This window comes from Kitasatospora sp. NPDC097643 (assembly GCF_040302625.1).
Lineage (GTDB): Bacteria > Actinomycetota > Actinomycetes > Streptomycetales > Streptomycetaceae > Kitasatospora.
The window spans coordinates 55,798-71,627 of sequence record NZ_JBEOSA010000047.1 but is presented as its reverse complement, the minus strand read 5'-3'; the positions used below and the strand labels follow the sequence as shown (position 1 = coordinate 71,627).

Annotated in this window: 13 protein-coding genes and 1 rRNA gene; 11 read left to right on the top strand and 3 right to left on the bottom strand. The window is 74.4% G+C overall.

From position 1 onward, the window contains the following. The 10 genes from rrf to ABTY15_RS26530 all read left to right on the top strand — a co-directional run. A 5S ribosomal RNA gene (rrf, locus tag ABTY15_RS26575) occupies positions 1-87 on the top strand; the annotation flags it as partial. A gap of 200 nt (positions 88-287) precedes the next feature. Further along, positions 288-1,697, top strand: coding sequence for a sensor histidine kinase (locus tag ABTY15_RS26570; RefSeq protein ID WP_350600381.1), 1,410 nt, complete (start codon positions 288-290; stop codon positions 1,695-1,697). Continuing rightward, complete coding sequence (locus ABTY15_RS26565; protein WP_350600379.1) at positions 1,649-2,314, top strand: response regulator transcription factor; 666 nt, start codon at positions 1,649-1,651, stop codon at positions 2,312-2,314. The genes ABTY15_RS26570 and ABTY15_RS26565 overlap by 49 nt, the downstream gene beginning before the upstream one ends. A 195-nt stretch (positions 2,315-2,509) precedes the next feature. Beyond that, complete coding sequence (locus tag ABTY15_RS26560) at positions 2,510-4,135, top strand: DUF2637 domain-containing protein (RefSeq protein WP_350600377.1); 1,626 nt, start codon at positions 2,510-2,512, stop codon at positions 4,133-4,135. A 183-nt stretch (positions 4,136-4,318) separates the two neighbouring features. Continuing rightward, positions 4,319-5,608, top strand: a complete 1,290-nt coding sequence (locus tag ABTY15_RS26555) for a DUF6986 family protein (RefSeq protein ID WP_350600375.1) — start codon at positions 4,319-4,321, stop codon at positions 5,606-5,608. A 91-nt stretch (positions 5,609-5,699) separates the two neighbouring features. Then, positions 5,700-6,356: a YigZ family protein gene (locus ABTY15_RS26550; protein ID WP_350600373.1), complete on the top strand. Its 657-nt coding sequence runs from the start codon at positions 5,700-5,702 to the stop codon at positions 6,354-6,356. Between the two features lie 210 nt (positions 6,357-6,566). After that, positions 6,567-6,881: a cupin domain-containing protein gene (locus ABTY15_RS26545; RefSeq protein WP_350600368.1), complete on the top strand. Its 315-nt coding sequence runs from the start codon at positions 6,567-6,569 to the stop codon at positions 6,879-6,881. Positions 6,882-7,140: 259 nt separating this feature from the next. Next, positions 7,141-8,994, top strand: a complete 1,854-nt coding sequence (locus ABTY15_RS26540; RefSeq protein ID WP_350600365.1) for a hypothetical protein — start codon at positions 7,141-7,143, stop codon at positions 8,992-8,994. A gap of 113 nt (positions 8,995-9,107) precedes the next feature. Then, positions 9,108-10,745 carry a restriction endonuclease gene (locus tag ABTY15_RS26535; RefSeq protein WP_350600363.1) on the top strand — a complete coding sequence of 546 codons (1,638 nt, stop codon included), beginning with the start codon at positions 9,108-9,110 and terminating at the stop codon, positions 10,743-10,745. A 303-nt stretch (positions 10,746-11,048) separates the two neighbouring features. Continuing rightward, a complete protein-coding gene (locus ABTY15_RS26530) occupies positions 11,049-11,813 on the top strand; it encodes a ZIP family metal transporter (RefSeq protein ID WP_350600361.1) in 765 nt (254 codons plus the stop codon). A 122-nt stretch (positions 11,814-11,935) separates the two neighbouring features. Here the strand turns inward: ABTY15_RS26530 and ABTY15_RS26525 are convergent, their stop codons facing one another. Continuing rightward, positions 11,936-12,484: a MarR family winged helix-turn-helix transcriptional regulator gene (locus ABTY15_RS26525; RefSeq protein ID WP_350600359.1), complete on the bottom strand. Its 549-nt coding sequence runs from the start codon at positions 12,482-12,484 to the stop codon at positions 11,936-11,938. Positions 12,485-12,650: 166 nt separating this feature from the next. Between ABTY15_RS26525 and ABTY15_RS26520 the strand changes: the two genes are divergently transcribed. Beyond that, entirely contained in the window at positions 12,651-12,983 is a 333-nt protein-coding gene (locus ABTY15_RS26520) for a DUF2218 domain-containing protein (RefSeq protein ID WP_350600356.1), read from the top strand. A gap of 53 nt (positions 12,984-13,036) precedes the next feature. Here ABTY15_RS26520 and ABTY15_RS26515 read toward each other — a convergent pair whose 3' ends face one another. Both ABTY15_RS26515 and gabT read right to left on the bottom strand, forming a co-directional pair. Further along, a complete protein-coding gene (locus ABTY15_RS26515) occupies positions 13,037-13,792 on the bottom strand; it encodes a phosphatase PAP2 family protein (protein WP_350600353.1) in 756 nt (251 codons plus the stop codon). A 492-nt stretch (positions 13,793-14,284) separates the two neighbouring features. Continuing rightward, positions 14,285-15,640: a 4-aminobutyrate--2-oxoglutarate transaminase gene (gene gabT / locus ABTY15_RS26510; protein WP_350600351.1), complete on the bottom strand. Its 1,356-nt coding sequence runs from the start codon at positions 15,638-15,640 to the stop codon at positions 14,285-14,287. Positions 15,641-15,830 lie beyond the last annotated feature (190 nt).

Below are 15,830 nucleotides of genomic sequence, written 5' to 3'. Positions count from 1 at the left end.
GGTTACATTCCGAACCCGGAAGCTAAGCCTCACAGCGCCGATGGTACTGCAGGGGGGACCCTGTGGGAGAGTAGGACGCCGCCGAACAATTCTTCTGAAGAACCCCCATCCGGATTCCGGATGGGGGTTCTTCGCATTTCCGGACAACCCCAGAACTTTGGTGCTCCTATGACCACCTGTAGGTGGTGCTAGGTCCACCTCGGAATTGGGGTGCCATGGCCAGTGTCCGGAGGCGGCGGCTCGTGAACACTGATGAAGGACGATCGGTACCAGCATCAGGAGCTTCCGTGACTACAACGAGTCGTACGAGCGGCGCGGCCGTGCGCGCTCAGGCCGAGGCGGCCCTCGTCTCGGGCGCCCAGGGGCTGACGCGGCTGGCCGTGCTGGTGCTGGGGGCGCTGCCGGGGGTGGTGCTTCCGGTCGGGGCGGCGATCGCGGCGGCGGCGACGACGACCGTTTTCCTCCAGGAGTACAGCCCGGTGATCCTGTTCGCCCTCGCGGCGGCGGCCGCGGCGGGCGGGCTGGTCGCGGTCATGCTGCTCCGCCGTACCGCGAACCGCACGCGGGGCCAGCTGGCGCGTTGGTACGGCATCAGGCTGCCGGCGGTGTACGAGCCGCTGCCGGTGCTGGAGCCGGACGAGCGCGGGCACTGGTGGACGGGGTACTCCTACCACCGCTCGCGGACGGTCGCGAAGTACGTGCAGCTGACGCACTGGGGCCTGCGGGACGGGACCACCCGCGCGGAGCTGGCCTGGCTGGTGGTCAATCCCCTCGTCACGGTCGCCCTCGCCGGCCCGGTGGCCGCCCTGCTGCTGGTCGGCACGCTGTACACCCTGTCGGGGCCGGTTTCCGCCGAGGCGGTCGGGCCGGTGCCCCCGCGCCTGGTGTCGATCCTGATGAGCGCCGCGGTCGGGCTCGCCATGATCGCCGTCGGGATACTCGTGGCGCCGTACGCGGTGCGCGGCTACGTCGAGGTGGCCCGTCGGGTCCTGGACGGCGCCGGCCGGTCGACGCACGCCCAGCTGACCAGGCGGGTGGCCGAGCTGACCGAGACGCGGGCGGACGCGGTGGGCAGCCAGGCGGCCGAGCTGCGGCGGATCGAGCGGGACCTGCACGACGGCGCCCAGGCGCGACTGGTCGCGATAGGGATGACGCTGGGCACGATCGAGCACCTGATGGACACCGACCCGGTGGCCGCCAGGGAGCTGCTCTCCGAGGCGCGGCAGTCCTCGGCGCGGGCCTTGCAGGAGCTGCGGGACCTGGTCCGGGGCATCCACCCGCCGGTGCTGGCCGAGCGCGGACTGGGCGACGCGGTACGGGCGTTGGCGCTGGACAGCGCCCTGCCGACCGAGGTGTGCGTGAGCCTGCCGGACCGTCCGGCGGCCCCGGTGGAGGCGGCCGTCTACTTCAGCATCTGCGAGTTGCTGGCCAACGCGGCCAAGCACTCGGCGGCGGAGCAGGTCTGGGTGGACATCCTGTACCGGGCCGGTCGCCTGCGGGTCACGGTGACGGACGACGGGGTGGGCGTGGCGGATCCGGGCCGGGGGACCGGCCTGCGTGGGATCGAGCGGCGATTGGGTACCTTCGACGGTGTCCTCGCCATCGACAGCACGTCGGGCGGTCCGACCACCATCACCTTGGAGCTGCCGTGCGAGTTGTCCTCGCCGAGGACCTCTACCTCCTTCGCGAAGGCCTGATCCGGCTGCTGGAAGCGCACGGCTTCACCATCGCGGCGGCGGTGGAGACCGGTCCGGAGTTGCTGGAGGCGCTGCTGACCCACCGTCCGGACGTCGCGGTGGTCGACGTCCGCCTGCCGCCGACGCTCACGGACGAGGGACTCCAGGCGTCGCTCAAGGCGCGCCGTGAGATTCCGGGCCTGCCGGTGCTGGTGCTGTCGCAGCACGTCCAGCAGCTGTACGCGCGCGAGCTGCTGGCCGACGGCAGCGGCGGCATCGGCTACCTGCTGAAGGACCGGGTCTTCAACGCGGGGCAGTTCATCGACGCGGTCCGCCGGGTGGCGGCCGGCGGGACGGCGATGGACCCGGACGTGATCGCGAAGCTGATGCAGACCACCTCGCGCCGGCCCGGCCCGCTGCTGCGGCTGTCGCCGCGCGAGCGCGAAGTGCTGGAGCTGATGGCGGAGGGCTGTTCCAACTCGGCGATCGCCGCCCGGCTGACGGTCAGCGACGGCGCGGTGGCCAAGCACATCGCCAACATCTTCACCAAGCTCGAACTCGCCCCTGCCGAGGACGCCAACCGTCGGGTGCTCGCCGTGCTGACGTACCTCAACGGCACGGCGGGACAGACCGGCTGACGGCCCGCCCGTCCCCGGCAGGGGTCGGCCCCCCGTAGTGACACTCCAGGCTGCGGAAACGCTGAAACACACGTACGAGTAAACTCCGGTGGGCCGAGCCCGGAGGTCGCTCAGCCGTCCGGCGCCCCGACAAGCGGGAACCGGCAGCCGAGGCAGCGTACGGCAGCAGCCGACAACCAGGGGTTGATAGACGTAATGGCACGCCCAACGCTCACCAAGGCCCATCGGGGCCTGCTCGGCCTGGTCGCGGCCGGATCCTGCATCATCTCGGGCATCGGCTTCGCGGGCTCGTACAACGCGGTGCGTGAGCTGGCCGTAGAGAAAGGTTTCGGCGCCTTCTCCTACGCCTTCCCGATCGGTGTCGACGCCGGCATCGTCGTGCTCCTGGCGCTCGACCTGGTCCTGACCTGGCTGCGGATCCCCTTCCCGCTGCTGCGGCAGACCGCCTGGCTGCTGACCGTCGCCACCATCGCCTTCAACGCGGCCGCCTCCTGGGGCGACCCGCTCGGCATGGGGATGCACGCCGTCATCCCGATCCTCTTCGTGGTCGTGGTCGAGGCCTCCCGGCACGCGGTCGGCCGGATCGCGGCCATCACGGCGGACCGGCACATGGAGTCGGTCCGGCTGATGCGCTGGGTGCTCTCCCCGGTGCCGACCTTCCGGCTCTGGCGGCGGATGAAGCTCTGGGAGCTGCGTTCGTACGACGAGGTCGTCCGGCTGGAGCAGAACCGGCTGGTCTACCGGGCGCAGCTGCGCTTCCGCTACGGCCGCGGCTGGCGCCGTTCGGCGCCGATCCAGGCCCTGCTGCCGCTCAAGCTCGCCAAGTACGGCGTGCCGCTGGACCCGTCGCTGCTCGAACGGCTGGACGAGGAGACGCGCGAGCGCGAGGCGCGGGAGGCCAAGGAGGCCCGGGAGCTCCAGCTCCAGGAGGCCCGTGCCGCCGCAGCCATCGCACCGGCCGAGGCCACGGCGCCCGCCCCTGCGGTCCCTGTCGCCGTTGCTCCCGCAACTGCTGCCACCGCGGCTCCCGCCCCGGCCCCGGCTCCCGTCACCGTGCCCCGCCCCGAGCAGGCGCGACAGCCGCAGCAGCCGGGCCCGCAGCAGCCGGGCCCGCAGCAGGGTCAGGCCCAGCAGCCCCACCCGCCGCAGGTCCAGCAGCCCGAGGCATCTCCGGTCGCCGCGCCCGCCCCGGCAGCCGTTGCGCCGATGTCCGCCGAGGTGGCCGCCCCGATGCTGGCGAAGCTGGCCGCCGTGCGGCTGCGTGCCGCGCACGAGCCGGAGAGCGCCGAGCCGCAGGATCCGCAGCCGCCGCGCGAGGAGCTGAACGTCTGGACCGAGCGTCCGGTGCGCACCACCGGTCACTCGGTCGACACCGGCCCGGGCGGGCGGGTGCCGGGCCAGGCCTCGCCGTGGTTCAAGCCCCCGCGCCCGGTCGACGAGGAGCCCCAGCCCGACGAGCTCCCGGTCGACCCGGGTACCGCCGACCTCACCGCCGAGCTGCCGCTGCCCCCCGTCCAGTCCGGCCAGCCGGTGCAGGACGTTCTGGACGTCCAGGCCGGCCAGGATGCTCAGGACGTCCGGGGCGAAGAGCCCGCGCCGCGTCCGGCGCCCGCGCGGCTCGACCCGGAGCTGGCCTTCGACGCGCTGGTGACCTACATCGACACCTTCGACCACCAGCCCGACCCGCAGCGCCTCGCCGAGTGGCTGACGAAGCAGTACGGCGTCGCCGGCAACCGTCCGGACGGCTCGGTGCACCCCAAGGACGTCGCCGAGCTGTACCCGCAGCTGCGCGACCGCTACGCCGCCGCTGGGAGGGACTGACCGGGCCACCGCCTCCGCCGACCCGCGCGCCGTGCACCGTGCGCCGTGCACCGCGCGCGGCACACCGGCCGCCGACCGCCGCCCCGCGTCCACCGCTCGGTCGACCATTGACGCCCGACCGCGCCGGGGCTACCTTCACCTCAACAAATTGTTGAAGTGCTGGTTCGGCATGGAGGAGTGCGGATGTCGCAGGTCGAGGTCGACGGTAACGGACCGACGGGCGGGGCCTCCTTCTCCGACGCCGCCCGCGCCGCCGTGGAGGCGCTGCTCGCCCCGGTCGACGCCGACCTGGCGCGCCGCTACCCGGGCGACTCCGGCACCCGGCAGCCGGTGCACACCGTCTACGTCCCGGCCGACGCCTTCGCCGCCGACACCGTACGGGAGTGGGGCCGGCAGGCTCTGGAGGCCTTCGACACCCACGCCGGCAGCCCGGCCGAGCTGGCCCGCGCCCTCGGCGTGGCCGACGACGACCTGCTCGCCGACGTGCACGCCCGGGTCCGCGCCAAGCTGGAGCGCGAGCCGGTCGAGGACCTGCGGATCGACTTCGAGGACGGCTACGGCCCCCGCCCGGACGCGGAGGAGGACGCCGCCGCCGTCCGGGCCGCCGAGCTGGTCGCCGCCGCGGTGGCCGAGGGCGCCGCGCCGCCGTACATCGGCATCCGGATCAAGTGCATGGAGGCGGCCGTCCGCGCCCGCGGCATCCGGACCCTGGAATTGTTCCTGGGCACCCTGCTGGCGCACGGCGGCCTGCCGGACGGCCTGGTCCTGACCCTGCCCAAGGTGACCTACGCCGAGCAGGTCACCGCGCTGGTCCGGCTGCTGGAGGACTTCGAGCGCCGCGCCGGGCTGCCCGCCGGCCGGATCGGTTTCGAGATCCAGATCGAGACCACCCAGGCGATCCTCGGCCCGGACGGCCGGGCCACCGTCGCCCGGATGATCGAGGCGGCCGAGGGCCGCGCCACCGGCCTGCACTACGGCACCTTCGACTACAGCGCCTCCTGCGGCGTCAGCGCGGCCTACCAGAGCATGGACCACCCGGTCGCCGACCACGCGAAGGCGGTCATGCAGGTCGCCGCGGCCGGCACCGGCGTGCGCCTCTCCGACGGCTCGACCAACGTCATCCCGACCGGCTCCACCGAGCAGGTGCACGCGGCCTGGAAGCTCCACCACGACCTGGTCCGCCGCTCGCTGGCCCGCGCCTACTACCAGGGCTGGGACATGCACCCGGCGCACCTGCCCACCCGGTACGTCGCGGTGTACTCCTTCTACCGCGAGGGCCTGGCGGCCGCCGCCGCCCGGCTGGCCGCGTACGTCGCCAAGGCGGGCGGCGACGTGATGGACGAGCCGGCCACCGCCCGGGCGCTCAGCGGCTACCTGCTGCGCGGCCTGGACTGCGGTGCCGTCGACCCGGCCGAGGTCACCGCGCTGACCGGTCTGGACCGCGCCGCCCTGGACGCCCTGGCCGGTCGCTGACCGCACGACGCCAACTAGGCTGGCGGTATCCGCCCGGACACCCGGGGCGGGTACCGCCAGCCTTCGTCGTTCCGGGGAGAACCACCGCGCCATGTCCGTCACGCCGGAACCGACCGCCAGGCCGTACCTCACCATCCGGCGGGCCGGCAGCCACGAGATCGAGATCAAGAAGTCCCGGTTCATCTGCCGCCTCGCCCGGGTGGCCGACGAGGACGAGGCGCAGGCCTTCATCGCGGGCGTGCGCAAGCAGTACTGGGACGCGCGGCACAACTGCACCGCCTTCGTGGTCGGCGACGAACAGCGCCGCGAGCGCTCCAACGACGACGGCGAGCCCGGCGGCACGGCCGGGGTGCCGATGCTGGAGGTGCTGCGGCGTCGCGGACTGACCGACACCGTCGCGGTGGTGACCAGGTACTTCGGCGGGATCAAGCTCGGCGCGGGCGGCCTGGTACGGGCGTACGGGAACGCGGTGTCGGAGGCGGTGGACGAGGTCGGCCTGCTGGAGCGGCGCCCGGTCGCGCTGCTCGCGGTCACCGCGGACCACGTGCGGGCCGGGCGGGTGGAGAACGACCTGCGGGCCGCCGGGTACACGGTGAGCGACCTCGCCTACGAGGCCACCGGCGTGCGGATCGAGGTGGGCGTGCCGGAGCCGGAGGTGGCGGCCTTCCACACCTGGCTGGCCGAGGCGACCGGCGGTACCGCGGTTGCGGTCCCGGCCGGCCGGACGTACGTCGAGGTGCCTGTCTGAACGACGGGCGCTCCTCCGGAGCGCCGGCCCGGGACGATCGGGCGAGACGTTTGTCCGCCTGAGGCGCACGTCCGTCCGAGATATTCGTCCGAGGTGCTTGTGCGACAGCGGTTTTCCGCCACAGATTCGGCCACATCGTGGCTGGTCTGTTTCGGTGCCCCTTGGGCGTGCCTAGCCTGGTCCGGCCGTCGACCAGGAAGCCGTCCCGAGATGCCCCTCGTCCAGACCATCACCCTGCCCCCGGGCGCCAGCACCGGCTGGCACTACCACCCGGGCCGGGTCGAGGTGGTGGTGCTGTCCGGAACACTCACCCGCACGCTGCACGACGGCCGGGTCGAGGTCAGCCGGGCCGGGGACTCGCTGGTCGAGGAGGCGGGCCCGGTGTACGTCCACGTGGGCCGCAACCTGGGTACGGAGCCGGTGGTGCTGATCGCCGACTACGCGGCCCCGGAGGGCTGCCCGCTGGCCGTACCGGTGTCGGAGCCCGTATGGATCCGCAGCGGCTCAGGCCCGGCCGAAGGCTGAGCACAGTCACACGACGCGCGGTGCGCTACTTGAGCAGATTCACTCGAACGTATTGACGTGGCCCGAAGCTGGAACTTCCACTCCGGGCTGTGGCGTTTCCTGAGCAAGGATCCGGCCGAACCGGACGAATAACCCATCGATGGAGGACACCAGACCCCACCCCGCACCACGGAGGTATGCGCATATGACCTCAGATCGTTCCCCGTCGCCTGCCGGTGCCGACCTACCCGGCCCCCGGGGCCCCGCGACGCCCTACCGGATGACCGTCACCACCACCCTCCCGCACGCCGACGCCGTCGCGCTGGCCGACGAGCAGCTCGCCGCCTGGCTGAAACAGGAGGGTTGCGAAGAACCCCCGCCCCCGGTCCGCGCCCCCGCCGGACCGATCGCTGTCGGACCGATCCCCGTCGGAGCGATCCCCGTCGGACCGGCCGCCGCCGGAGCGGGCGCGACCACGCCGCCGCCCGTCGCCGCCGCCGAGCGGCTCCGCCTGGGCGACCGCGTCCTGCTCGACCGCGACCAGGGCCCGCTGCGCGGCGGCCCGGGCGCCGGCCGCTACGACCGCCGCCGCCTGCGCACCCCGGCCCCGCACGGGACGCGGCAGCTGACCCTGACGGTGGCCACCGCACCCGGCGGTCCCACCTGGGTCCGGCTGGAGGCCGAGACGCACAGCACCGGGAACGGCGTGCGGACGCCCTGTCGGGTGCCGGTGCCCGAGCTCGCCCGCACCCTGCTGCCCCTGCTCGACGCCACCGACGGCCCGGCCGCCGTCCACCCCACCCCGCGGGTGATCACCGCGGGCGAGGTCGACGGCCTGATCGACGAGCTCTGCGATCCGGAGCGCCGGCTGCCCACCGTGGTCGCCAGCGTCCCGGCGAACCTCCCGCTCGACCGGTGGGTGGAGGACGTGGTCCGCCCGCTCTGCCACCAGCTGCCCGGCCTGGCCACCGCCTACGTGCTGGACCCGGGGGCCCGCACCGGGTTCAACGTCGCGCTGGAGTACCACTCCGTCTACGGCGGTGCGGTGCGCACCTACCTGCCCGAGGTCGACCCGGCCTCCCGGCAGGACGGCGCCCGGCACCCGGTCCTCGCCCGGGGGCGAATAGAGCAGGACGTCCGCCGTGCCGCCGGGCTGCTCGCCCGCGAGCCGCGCCGCCTCGCCGCCGACCTGCCGCTGCCGCTGCCACTGGCCTCCGTCCCGGTGCTGCACGTACCCGCACCGCATCACCGTGCGTCCGCCGTCCCGGCCGGCGCTCCGGCCACCGGCCCGACCGCCGCTCCGACCGTCGGCCCGGTCGCCGCTCCGACCGTCGGCCCGGTCGCAGACCCGGCCGCCGACCACGCCGAGCTGGCCGCGCTCGCCCGGGAGGAGCAGCAGGACCGGGCCGAGCAGCAGGCCAGGGTCGACGAGTTGGAGCGGGTCCGCCGCACCCTGCGCCGGGAGCGCCGCGACCACCACGAGAGCCGGAAGGCCCGGGAACGTCAGGAGGGCCAGGACCACCAGGACCACCACGCGCGCCGGAAGGGCCGGCTCCGGGCCGGCGCCCGCGCCCTGGCCAGCCGTCACTGCGCCGTCCCGGCCGTCGTCGCGCGCCCCGGGGCCACGTCGGCCGGGCGGTCCGGCAAACCGGAGACCTTCACCGAACTCCTCGCCAGAATGGGCGAGTTCCCGCTGCTCACCTTCACCGGTGACCAGAAGACCGCGCTCGCCCTGGACGAGCTCCAGTGCGCCGGGGCCGGCTGGGCCCGGCTCGCCTGGGACGGTCTGACCGCCCTTCAGGAGTACGCCGAGGCGGCGGTGCGCGGCGCGGCCGGTGGGGACTTCAAGCAGTGGTGCGAGCACACCCCGGAGGGGTGCCACCGCTTCCCGCCCCGCAAGGCGGTGCGCGGCGAGTCCCGGGCGGTGTTCAGCCACGGCAAGTGGAAGCGCGAACGGATGCTGCCGGTGCCGGAGAGCGTCGACGTCTCGCGGCGCGCGTTCATGGGCGCGCACCTGCGGATCGGCGGCGGCCGTACCGCGCCCCGGCTGCACTACCTCGACGACTGCTCGGGCAGTGGCCGGATCTATGTCGGCTACATCGGCCTGCACCTGACCAACACCCGGACCAACTGAGAGGCTTGGCTGACCACTGCGCCCGTTCGGTGGACAATGTCCGGCAGGGGCGGGCCGCAGGGTCGCCGGCCGGCCCGGGCAGGCGCCGGACGAGCATGGGGGAACGACGACCGATGCAGCACTCAGCAGACGGCCAGCCCGACGGCACCGCCACCGTCGAGTTCCCCCGACCGGGCTTCCTCGCCTCCGTCTTCCGCGACCTCGGCGCCGACCCGGGCCCGGACGGCGCCGAGGTCGCGGAAGACGGAGGCGGCCTCCCCGGCCCGGGCGCTGACATACCGTCTGACCCCGAGGAGGCCGTCGCGGCGCACGCCCGGGCCGCCGCGCTGACCCACCACCGCACGCTCACCGTCCAGGCGGAGCACGACCGGCTGGCCGACCTGCTGCGCCGGGCCGCGCTGCCCGTCTCGGCGATGGACTTCGAGAGCCAGCTGCGCCGCTACGAGCCCCGCCCCTACCTCGCCGACGGTCCGGAGACCGGCGGCGAGGCCGAGCCGCGCTGGGAGGACTTCGCGCCCGCCGAGCCGCCCGTGGCCGACCCCGACGGCGCCCCGGCCCGCCGCCTGCTGGACTCCGGCTACCAGCGCGAACTGGCCGGGGCCCGGCTCGCCCACCAGCGGGCGCTGCGCGAGTGGCGCACCCGCCGGGCCGAGGCGGTCAGCCCGGCCGCCGACGAGTCCCGGCGCGCCCACGAGGCCGCCGAGGAGGCCCGTGCCCGCGCCGTGCGCGAGTACAACGAGAGCCTGGAGGAGTGCCGCCGGGCCTACCGGCTGGCCGAGCCCGCCGCCGTCGAGTCGCTGCTGGAACGGGCGCTCGCCGCCGCCGAGACCGCCACCCAGGACCTCCCGGCCCCCTGCCGGGCGGTCTTCCGCCCGCTCACCCGCACCGCCGTACTGGACCTCGACCTGCCACCGCTGGACCTGGTGCCCTCGCTCAGCGGCTACCGGCTCGCCCCCGACGGCGACATCCTCCCGGTGCCGCGCCCGCCCGCCGACCGGGCCACCGACTACCTGCGGCTGGTCGCCCGGCTCGCCCTGCGCGCGTTGCAGGCCGCCGACGCCGTCGACACCGACGAGATACTCGCCGGCGTGGTGCTCAACGGCTGGCTGCGCGAGCCCGGCGCGGCCGAGCCGCTCTGCCTGGTCAGCGTGGACGCCGACCGCGACGCGCTGGCCCGCACCCGGCTGCTGCCGCCCGCCACCCCGTACGAGGAGCGCGACGACGAGGGCGTGTACGCGGACGCCGAGCAGGACGAGGCACTGGTGCGGCTGCGCCAGCTCGGTGCCGCCGTCACCCCGGACCCGTACGCCCGCACCGGGGTCCAGCCCGCCGCCCGGGCGTCGGCCGCCGTCCCGGCCGCGCCCGACCTGTCCGCGAACGAGTTCGCCCAGCTGGTGCGCGACCTGCTCACCCGGGGCGGGCTCGCCGAGTGGAGCGTCCGGCTGCGCGGCCCGGCCGGGCTGGTCGCCACCGCCGAGGGCGTGCCCGGCAGCGCGCTGCCCGGCCGCTGGGTGGTCTGGGCCTCCCGGGGCGCCGAACCGGTCACCGCGGCGGAGATCACCACCCTCGCCGAGGCGGTCGAGGAGGAGTCCGCCGAGCGGGGCCTGCGGCTGACCACCGGCCGGTTCGGCGAGGAGGCCCTGGACCTGACCGCCGACGAGGGCCACCGGCACATCCACCTGATCGACGGCGAGGGCGTCCGCGAACTCGCCCGCACCCACCTCGGCCTGCCGTTCGCCGCCGGCCGCTGACGGTCGGGCACTGACCGCCGGGCACTGACCGCCCCACCTCCGCGCCATCCCCGCGGCGTCCCTTTTCCGGCACGGTCCCCGCCCGACGTGCGCCTCACCCCGTCGGCCTGCCCGGCGGGCGCGCCGCCGCACCCGCGCCGAGGCTGGGGAGCGGGTCGTGTCCGGCCTGCGGCACCCCGGCCGACAGGCGCCGAACACCCGTCCGGTACGGTCGGCGGTCGGCCCGGCCATGGGTGGAGCACAGGGGGAGACGATGGGCAGACCGCACGGCGGAGACGGGCGCACCCCGACGGAGGCGTCCCGATGACTGCCGTCCTGGTCGCCGCCGGGGCCTTCCTGATGACCCTGATCGGCGGCTTCGTCGCCCAGCGCACCGGCGACCGCCGCCACCTCGTCCTCGGCTTCGCGGCCGGCCTGATGCTCGGCGTGGTCGCCTTCGACCTGCTGCCCGAGGCCATGCGCCAGGCGCCGGGCGAGGTGCACGGCGTGCCGCAGGCGCTGCTGATGTTCGCCGTCGGGTTCCTCACCATCCACGTGGTCGAGCGGGCGGTCGCCATCCACCGCGGCCACGAGGGCGAGTACGCCGAGCACACCCACGGCCACCAGCACGCGCACGCCCACCACGCCGGGCACCAGGGCATCGGCCTGACCGCCGCGCTGGCCCTGGTCGGGCACAGCGTGATGGACGGCTTCGCGATCGGCGCCGCCTTCCAGGCGGGCACCACGGTCGGGACGGTCGTCGCCATCGCGGTCGTCGCGCACGACTTCGCCGACGGCTTCAACACGTACACGATCACCCGGCTCTACGGGAACAACCGGCGCCGGGCCGTCACCCTGCTCGCGGCGGACGCGCTCGCCCCGGTGTCCGGCGCCGCGATCACCCTGGCGTTCACCATCCCCGAGCACCTGCTCGGCCTCTACCTGGGCTTCTTCTCCGGCTTCCTGCTCTACCTGGCCACCTCCGACATCCTCCCGGAGGCGCACAGCCCGCACCCCTCGCGCAGCACCCTGCTGTGCACTGTCGTCGGCGTGGGCTTCATGTGGCTGGTCATCGGCTTCGCCGGCTGAGCCGTCGGCGCCCCGCCCGTCCGCAGCGCCGGGTCAGCCGGGTCCGGACGCGGCACCGGCCCAGGTAACGCTGGACCGCTCCCGCATCGCCGCCGCGCTGCCGGTGATCGTCGGGACCGGGATCAGCGCGCTGCGCCCGGGGGCGCCGTCCGCCGGGGCGGCCCGGCTGCGAGGAAGCGGGCCTCGGCGGAGCGCAGCACTCGCAGCAGCACCTCCTCGTCACCGGGGCTGACCTCGCCGAAGTACTCCTGCGCCACCTCGTCCCGAACCCGTCCGATCCGCTCCACCGCCGCGCGGCCGTCCGCGGTCAGCAGGAGCCGCACCGCCCGCCGGTCGGCCGGGTCGGGGCTGCGCTCGACCAGGCCGGCCTCCTCCAGCGCGTCGACCACGGTGGTGGCCGAGCGCGGGGCGATGTGCAGCTTCTCGGCGAGGTCGCTCAGCCGCATCGCCTGGTCCGGGGTCTCGCAGCCGGGCACGTGCGCCAGGGTGCGCAGCGCGCGGGCCTGACCGGGGGTGATGCCGTACGGCTCCAGCCGCCAGCCGGTCTGACGGCGGATCCGCTTGATCGCCCGGGTCATCGCGTCCGCCAGTTCGGCGGCGGCGGCACCCGGGGAGCTGAGCGGGAGGCCTGAGGAGGGATCCGCCGGATCGTTGGTCGGCGTGCTGGTCATCGGCGGTCTCCTCGGCAGGTGTCCGGCCAAGCGTAGCGGCCGGTCCGGGCCCCCTTCCCGGCGGCGGACGGCGATCGGGGAAATATGTTGAGCTTAGCTCAGTACCTGCGTTAGCGTGGCTCCTGCTGAGGGGACCCTAAGTTCCCTCCCCGAACCTGGAGGGCCCATGCCCACGTCCACGGCGCGCGTCGCCACCGACCGTCCCGGCCGCTACGCCAAGCAGCTCGCCGCCCACATGGGCCGCAAGATCGAAGCCGCCTTCTCCGAGGAGACCGGCCGCGGCACGCTGACCTTCGGCGCCGGGACCGCCACCCTGGAGGCCCTGCCCGACGCGCTGCTGCTCACCGTCGAGGGCGAGCGGGAGAACCTGCCCGGCCTGGAGGACGTCGTCGGCCGCCACCTGGTCCGCTTCGGCGCCCGCGACGAGCTCGTCGTCGAGTGGCACCGCGACAACGGCGAGCCCGGCCTCGTCCACCGCAACGACGAGCCCGAGGCCTGATCGCAGCTGCTGCCGGTGGCCCGTTGCCGGAAGAGCGCGGCGCCGGTGCCGCGTTACCGGCGGTCCGTCATCGGCGATCCGTTGCCCGGGCTCGGGCGGAGCTGGTCCGGTACGGCCCCCGGGTCGGCCCCCGGGCCGGGCCCCGACCGTCGCGCCCGCCGGGGCAGCCGACGGGCCAGCCCCCACAGCACCAGGACGGCCAGGCACCAGCTGGCCACCACGTCCAGCAGCCAGTGGAAGTCGCTCCACACCAGCCCGGCCCCGACCCCCACGGCCAGCAGCACCGCCCCCGCCGCCAGCCGACGGGCCGCGCGCGGCCGCACCGTCCGGGCCAGCAGCAGCGCCGCCACGCCGTACGCGAGCGAGGCGGTCGCGGTGTGCCCCGACGGGTACCAGCCCCACTGCTCCGGCGTCAGCGGATCCCCCGACGGGCCCGGCCGGGCGAACACCGCCTTCGCCGGGACCACCAGCAGCGGGATCAGCCCCGCCGTCAGGGCCGCCACCGGCAGCGGCAGCCACCAATGCCGAGTCGCGGTGCCCGGGCCGGTGCCCGCGTCCGTGCCCGGGCCTGACCCGGATTCCGTGCGGGCGCCCGTTCGGCGCCACCGCCAGGCGGCCAGCACGCCCGCGGCCAGCAGCACCGGCACCGCCGGGACACTGCTGCCCAGGTCCGACAGGGCGTGACCCAGCCGGTCGAACAGCCCGCCCGGCACCTCCTGGTGGGCGCTCCGGACGGTCTGCCGGACCCAGCGGTCCAGCCCGAGCAGCGGGCCGCCCACCGCCACCTGCCAGGACACTAGGGCCAGCACGCCCGCCGCCACCCCGGGCACGGCCACCCGGCCCCGGGCACGGAACAGCCGCCCCGGAGCAGGGGGGAGAGCTCCGGGGCGGCTCTGATGATCGCCGTTCCGTGCGCCCCGGGGGGTGTGGGTCGGACGGTCGGTCGATCGGCCTTCGGTATGCGCCGCCCCTCCCGGGACGGCCTGGTTGTCCTCGCGGCGCACCCGCGGACCCGCCGCAGCGGGCGGCTCCGCGGACGGCTCCGCCAATGGCTGAGGCTCGCTGTCCATCTGTGATGACACTACGTCAACAGCCCTTCCGCGCCGAGCGCCTTCAGCGATTCCGCACATCATCTTCACCCCGCCGTGGGCAACCCCCAGGACCTCCCGATGATCGTGCCCGACGGCCGCCGTACGGCCGCCGTACGGTCTCCACAAACCGAACGGCCCGTGGGAACCGGAGGTCCCCACGGGCCGTTCAGCGCTGTCCGGACAACCCTCCGGCGGGCAGGTGGCGCCTGATCAGGCGGCGGTGACACCCTGGAGCGCGAAGGCGCCCTCGATGATGTCCAGACCCTCGTTGAGCAGGTGCTCCGGCATGACCAGCGGCGGCAGGAAGCGCAGCACGTTGCCGTAGGTGCCGGCGGTCAGCACGACCAGGCCCTCGGCGTGGCAGGCCTTCGCGATGGCCGCGGTGACCTCGGCGTTCGGCTCCTTGGAGCCCGGCTTCACCAGCTCGACGGCGATCATGGCGCCACGACCGCGGACGTCGCCGATGACGTCGAACTTCTCCTGCATCGCGCGCAGGCGGCCCAGCATGACCTCGCCGATCCGCTGCGCCTTGCCGTTGAGGTCCAGCTCCTTCATCGTCTCGATGGAGCCCAGCGCGGCGGCGCAGGCCACCGGGTTGCCGCCGTAGGTGCCACCCAGGCCACCCGCGTGCGCGGCGTCCATGATCTCGGCGCGACCGGTCACCGCGGCCAGCGGCAGGCCGCCGGCGATGCCCTTCGCGGTGGTGATCAGGTCCGGGACGATGCCCTCGTCGTCACAGGCGAACCACTGGCCGGTCCGGCAGAAGCCGGTCTGGATCTCGTCCGCGACGAACACGATGCCGTTCGCCTTCGCGAACTCCACGATCGCCGGCAGGAAGCCCTTGGCCGGCTCGATGAAGCCGCCCTCGCCCTGGATCGGCTCGATGATGATCGCGGCGACGTTGTCGGCGCCGATCTGCTTGTTGATCATGTCGATCGCCTGCGCGGCGGCCTCGGCGGCGCAGTTCTCCGCACCGGTCAGCCAGCGGTACGGGTAGGCCACCGGCACCCGGTAGATCTCCGGGGCGAACGGGCCGAAGCCCTGCTTGTACGGCATGTTCTTCGCCGTCAGGCCCATGGTGAGGTTGGTGCGGCCGTGGTAGCCGTGGTCGAACACCACGACGGCGGTGCGCTTGGTGTAGGCGCGGGCGATCTTCACCGCGTTCTCGACCGCCTCGGCGCCCGAGTTGAACAGCGCGGTGCGCTTCTCGTGGTCACCCGGGGTCAGCTCGTTCAGCTGCTCGGCGACGGCCACGTAGCCCTCGTACGGGGTCACCATGAAACAGGTGTGGGTGAAGGCGGCCAGCTGCTCGGACGCCTTGGCCACCACGGCCTCGGCGCTGTTGCCGACATTGGTCACGGCGATGCCGGAGCCGAAGTCGATCAGCGAGTTGCCGTCCACGTCCTCCAGCACGCCACCGTTGGCACGGGACACGTACACCGGCAGGGTGGTGCCGACACCGGCCGCCACCGCACCCAGCTTGCGGGCCTGAAGCTCCTGCGACTTCGGACCGGGGATCGCGGTGACCAGGCGGCGCTCCTGCGGGAGCGGCGTTGCGGCGCTCATGGGTTTCTCCAGACTTCTCGGCTCGGTCTTCGCAGGCTACGGCCGCCCTCCCCGGCCCGGCATGCGCCACTCGGTAGCACTGCGCCATCCGACTTGTCCGGCACGGCCAGCGCAGGTGGCGCAACTACCCGCAGGTCCTGCTCCACTACATTGAGCGCGGGCGTGTCGCCGGTACGGCGGCATGGGTATG

Bases quoted from the DNA above. Each gene is read 5' to 3' on its own strand.
- ABTY15_RS26560 (WP_350600377.1), top strand. From the start codon at position 2,510: ATGGCACGCCCAACGCTCACCAAGGCCCATCGGGGCCTGCTCGGCCTG.
- ABTY15_RS26555 (WP_350600375.1), top strand. From the start codon at position 4,319: ATGTCGCAGGTCGAGGTCGACGGTAACGGACCGACGGGCGGGGCCTCC.
- ABTY15_RS26550 (WP_350600373.1), top strand. From the start codon at position 5,700: ATGTCCGTCACGCCGGAACCGACCGCCAGGCCGTACCTCACCATCCGG.
- ABTY15_RS26545 (WP_350600368.1), top strand. From the start codon at position 6,567: ATGCCCCTCGTCCAGACCATCACCCTGCCCCCGGGCGCCAGCACCGGC.
- ABTY15_RS26540 (WP_350600365.1), top strand. From the start codon at position 7,141: ATGACCGTCACCACCACCCTCCCGCACGCCGACGCCGTCGCGCTGGCC.
- ABTY15_RS26535 (WP_350600363.1), top strand. From the start codon at position 9,108: ATGCAGCACTCAGCAGACGGCCAGCCCGACGGCACCGCCACCGTCGAG.
- ABTY15_RS26530 (WP_350600361.1), top strand. From the start codon at position 11,049: ATGACTGCCGTCCTGGTCGCCGCCGGGGCCTTCCTGATGACCCTGATC.
- ABTY15_RS26525 (WP_350600359.1), bottom strand. From the start codon at position 12,484: ATGACCAGCACGCCGACCAACGATCCGGCGGATCCCTCCTCAGGCCTC.
- ABTY15_RS26520 (WP_350600356.1), top strand. From the start codon at position 12,651: ATGCCCACGTCCACGGCGCGCGTCGCCACCGACCGTCCCGGCCGCTAC.
- gabT (WP_350600351.1), bottom strand. From the start codon at position 15,640: ATGAGCGCCGCAACGCCGCTCCCGCAGGAGCGCCGCCTGGTCACCGCG.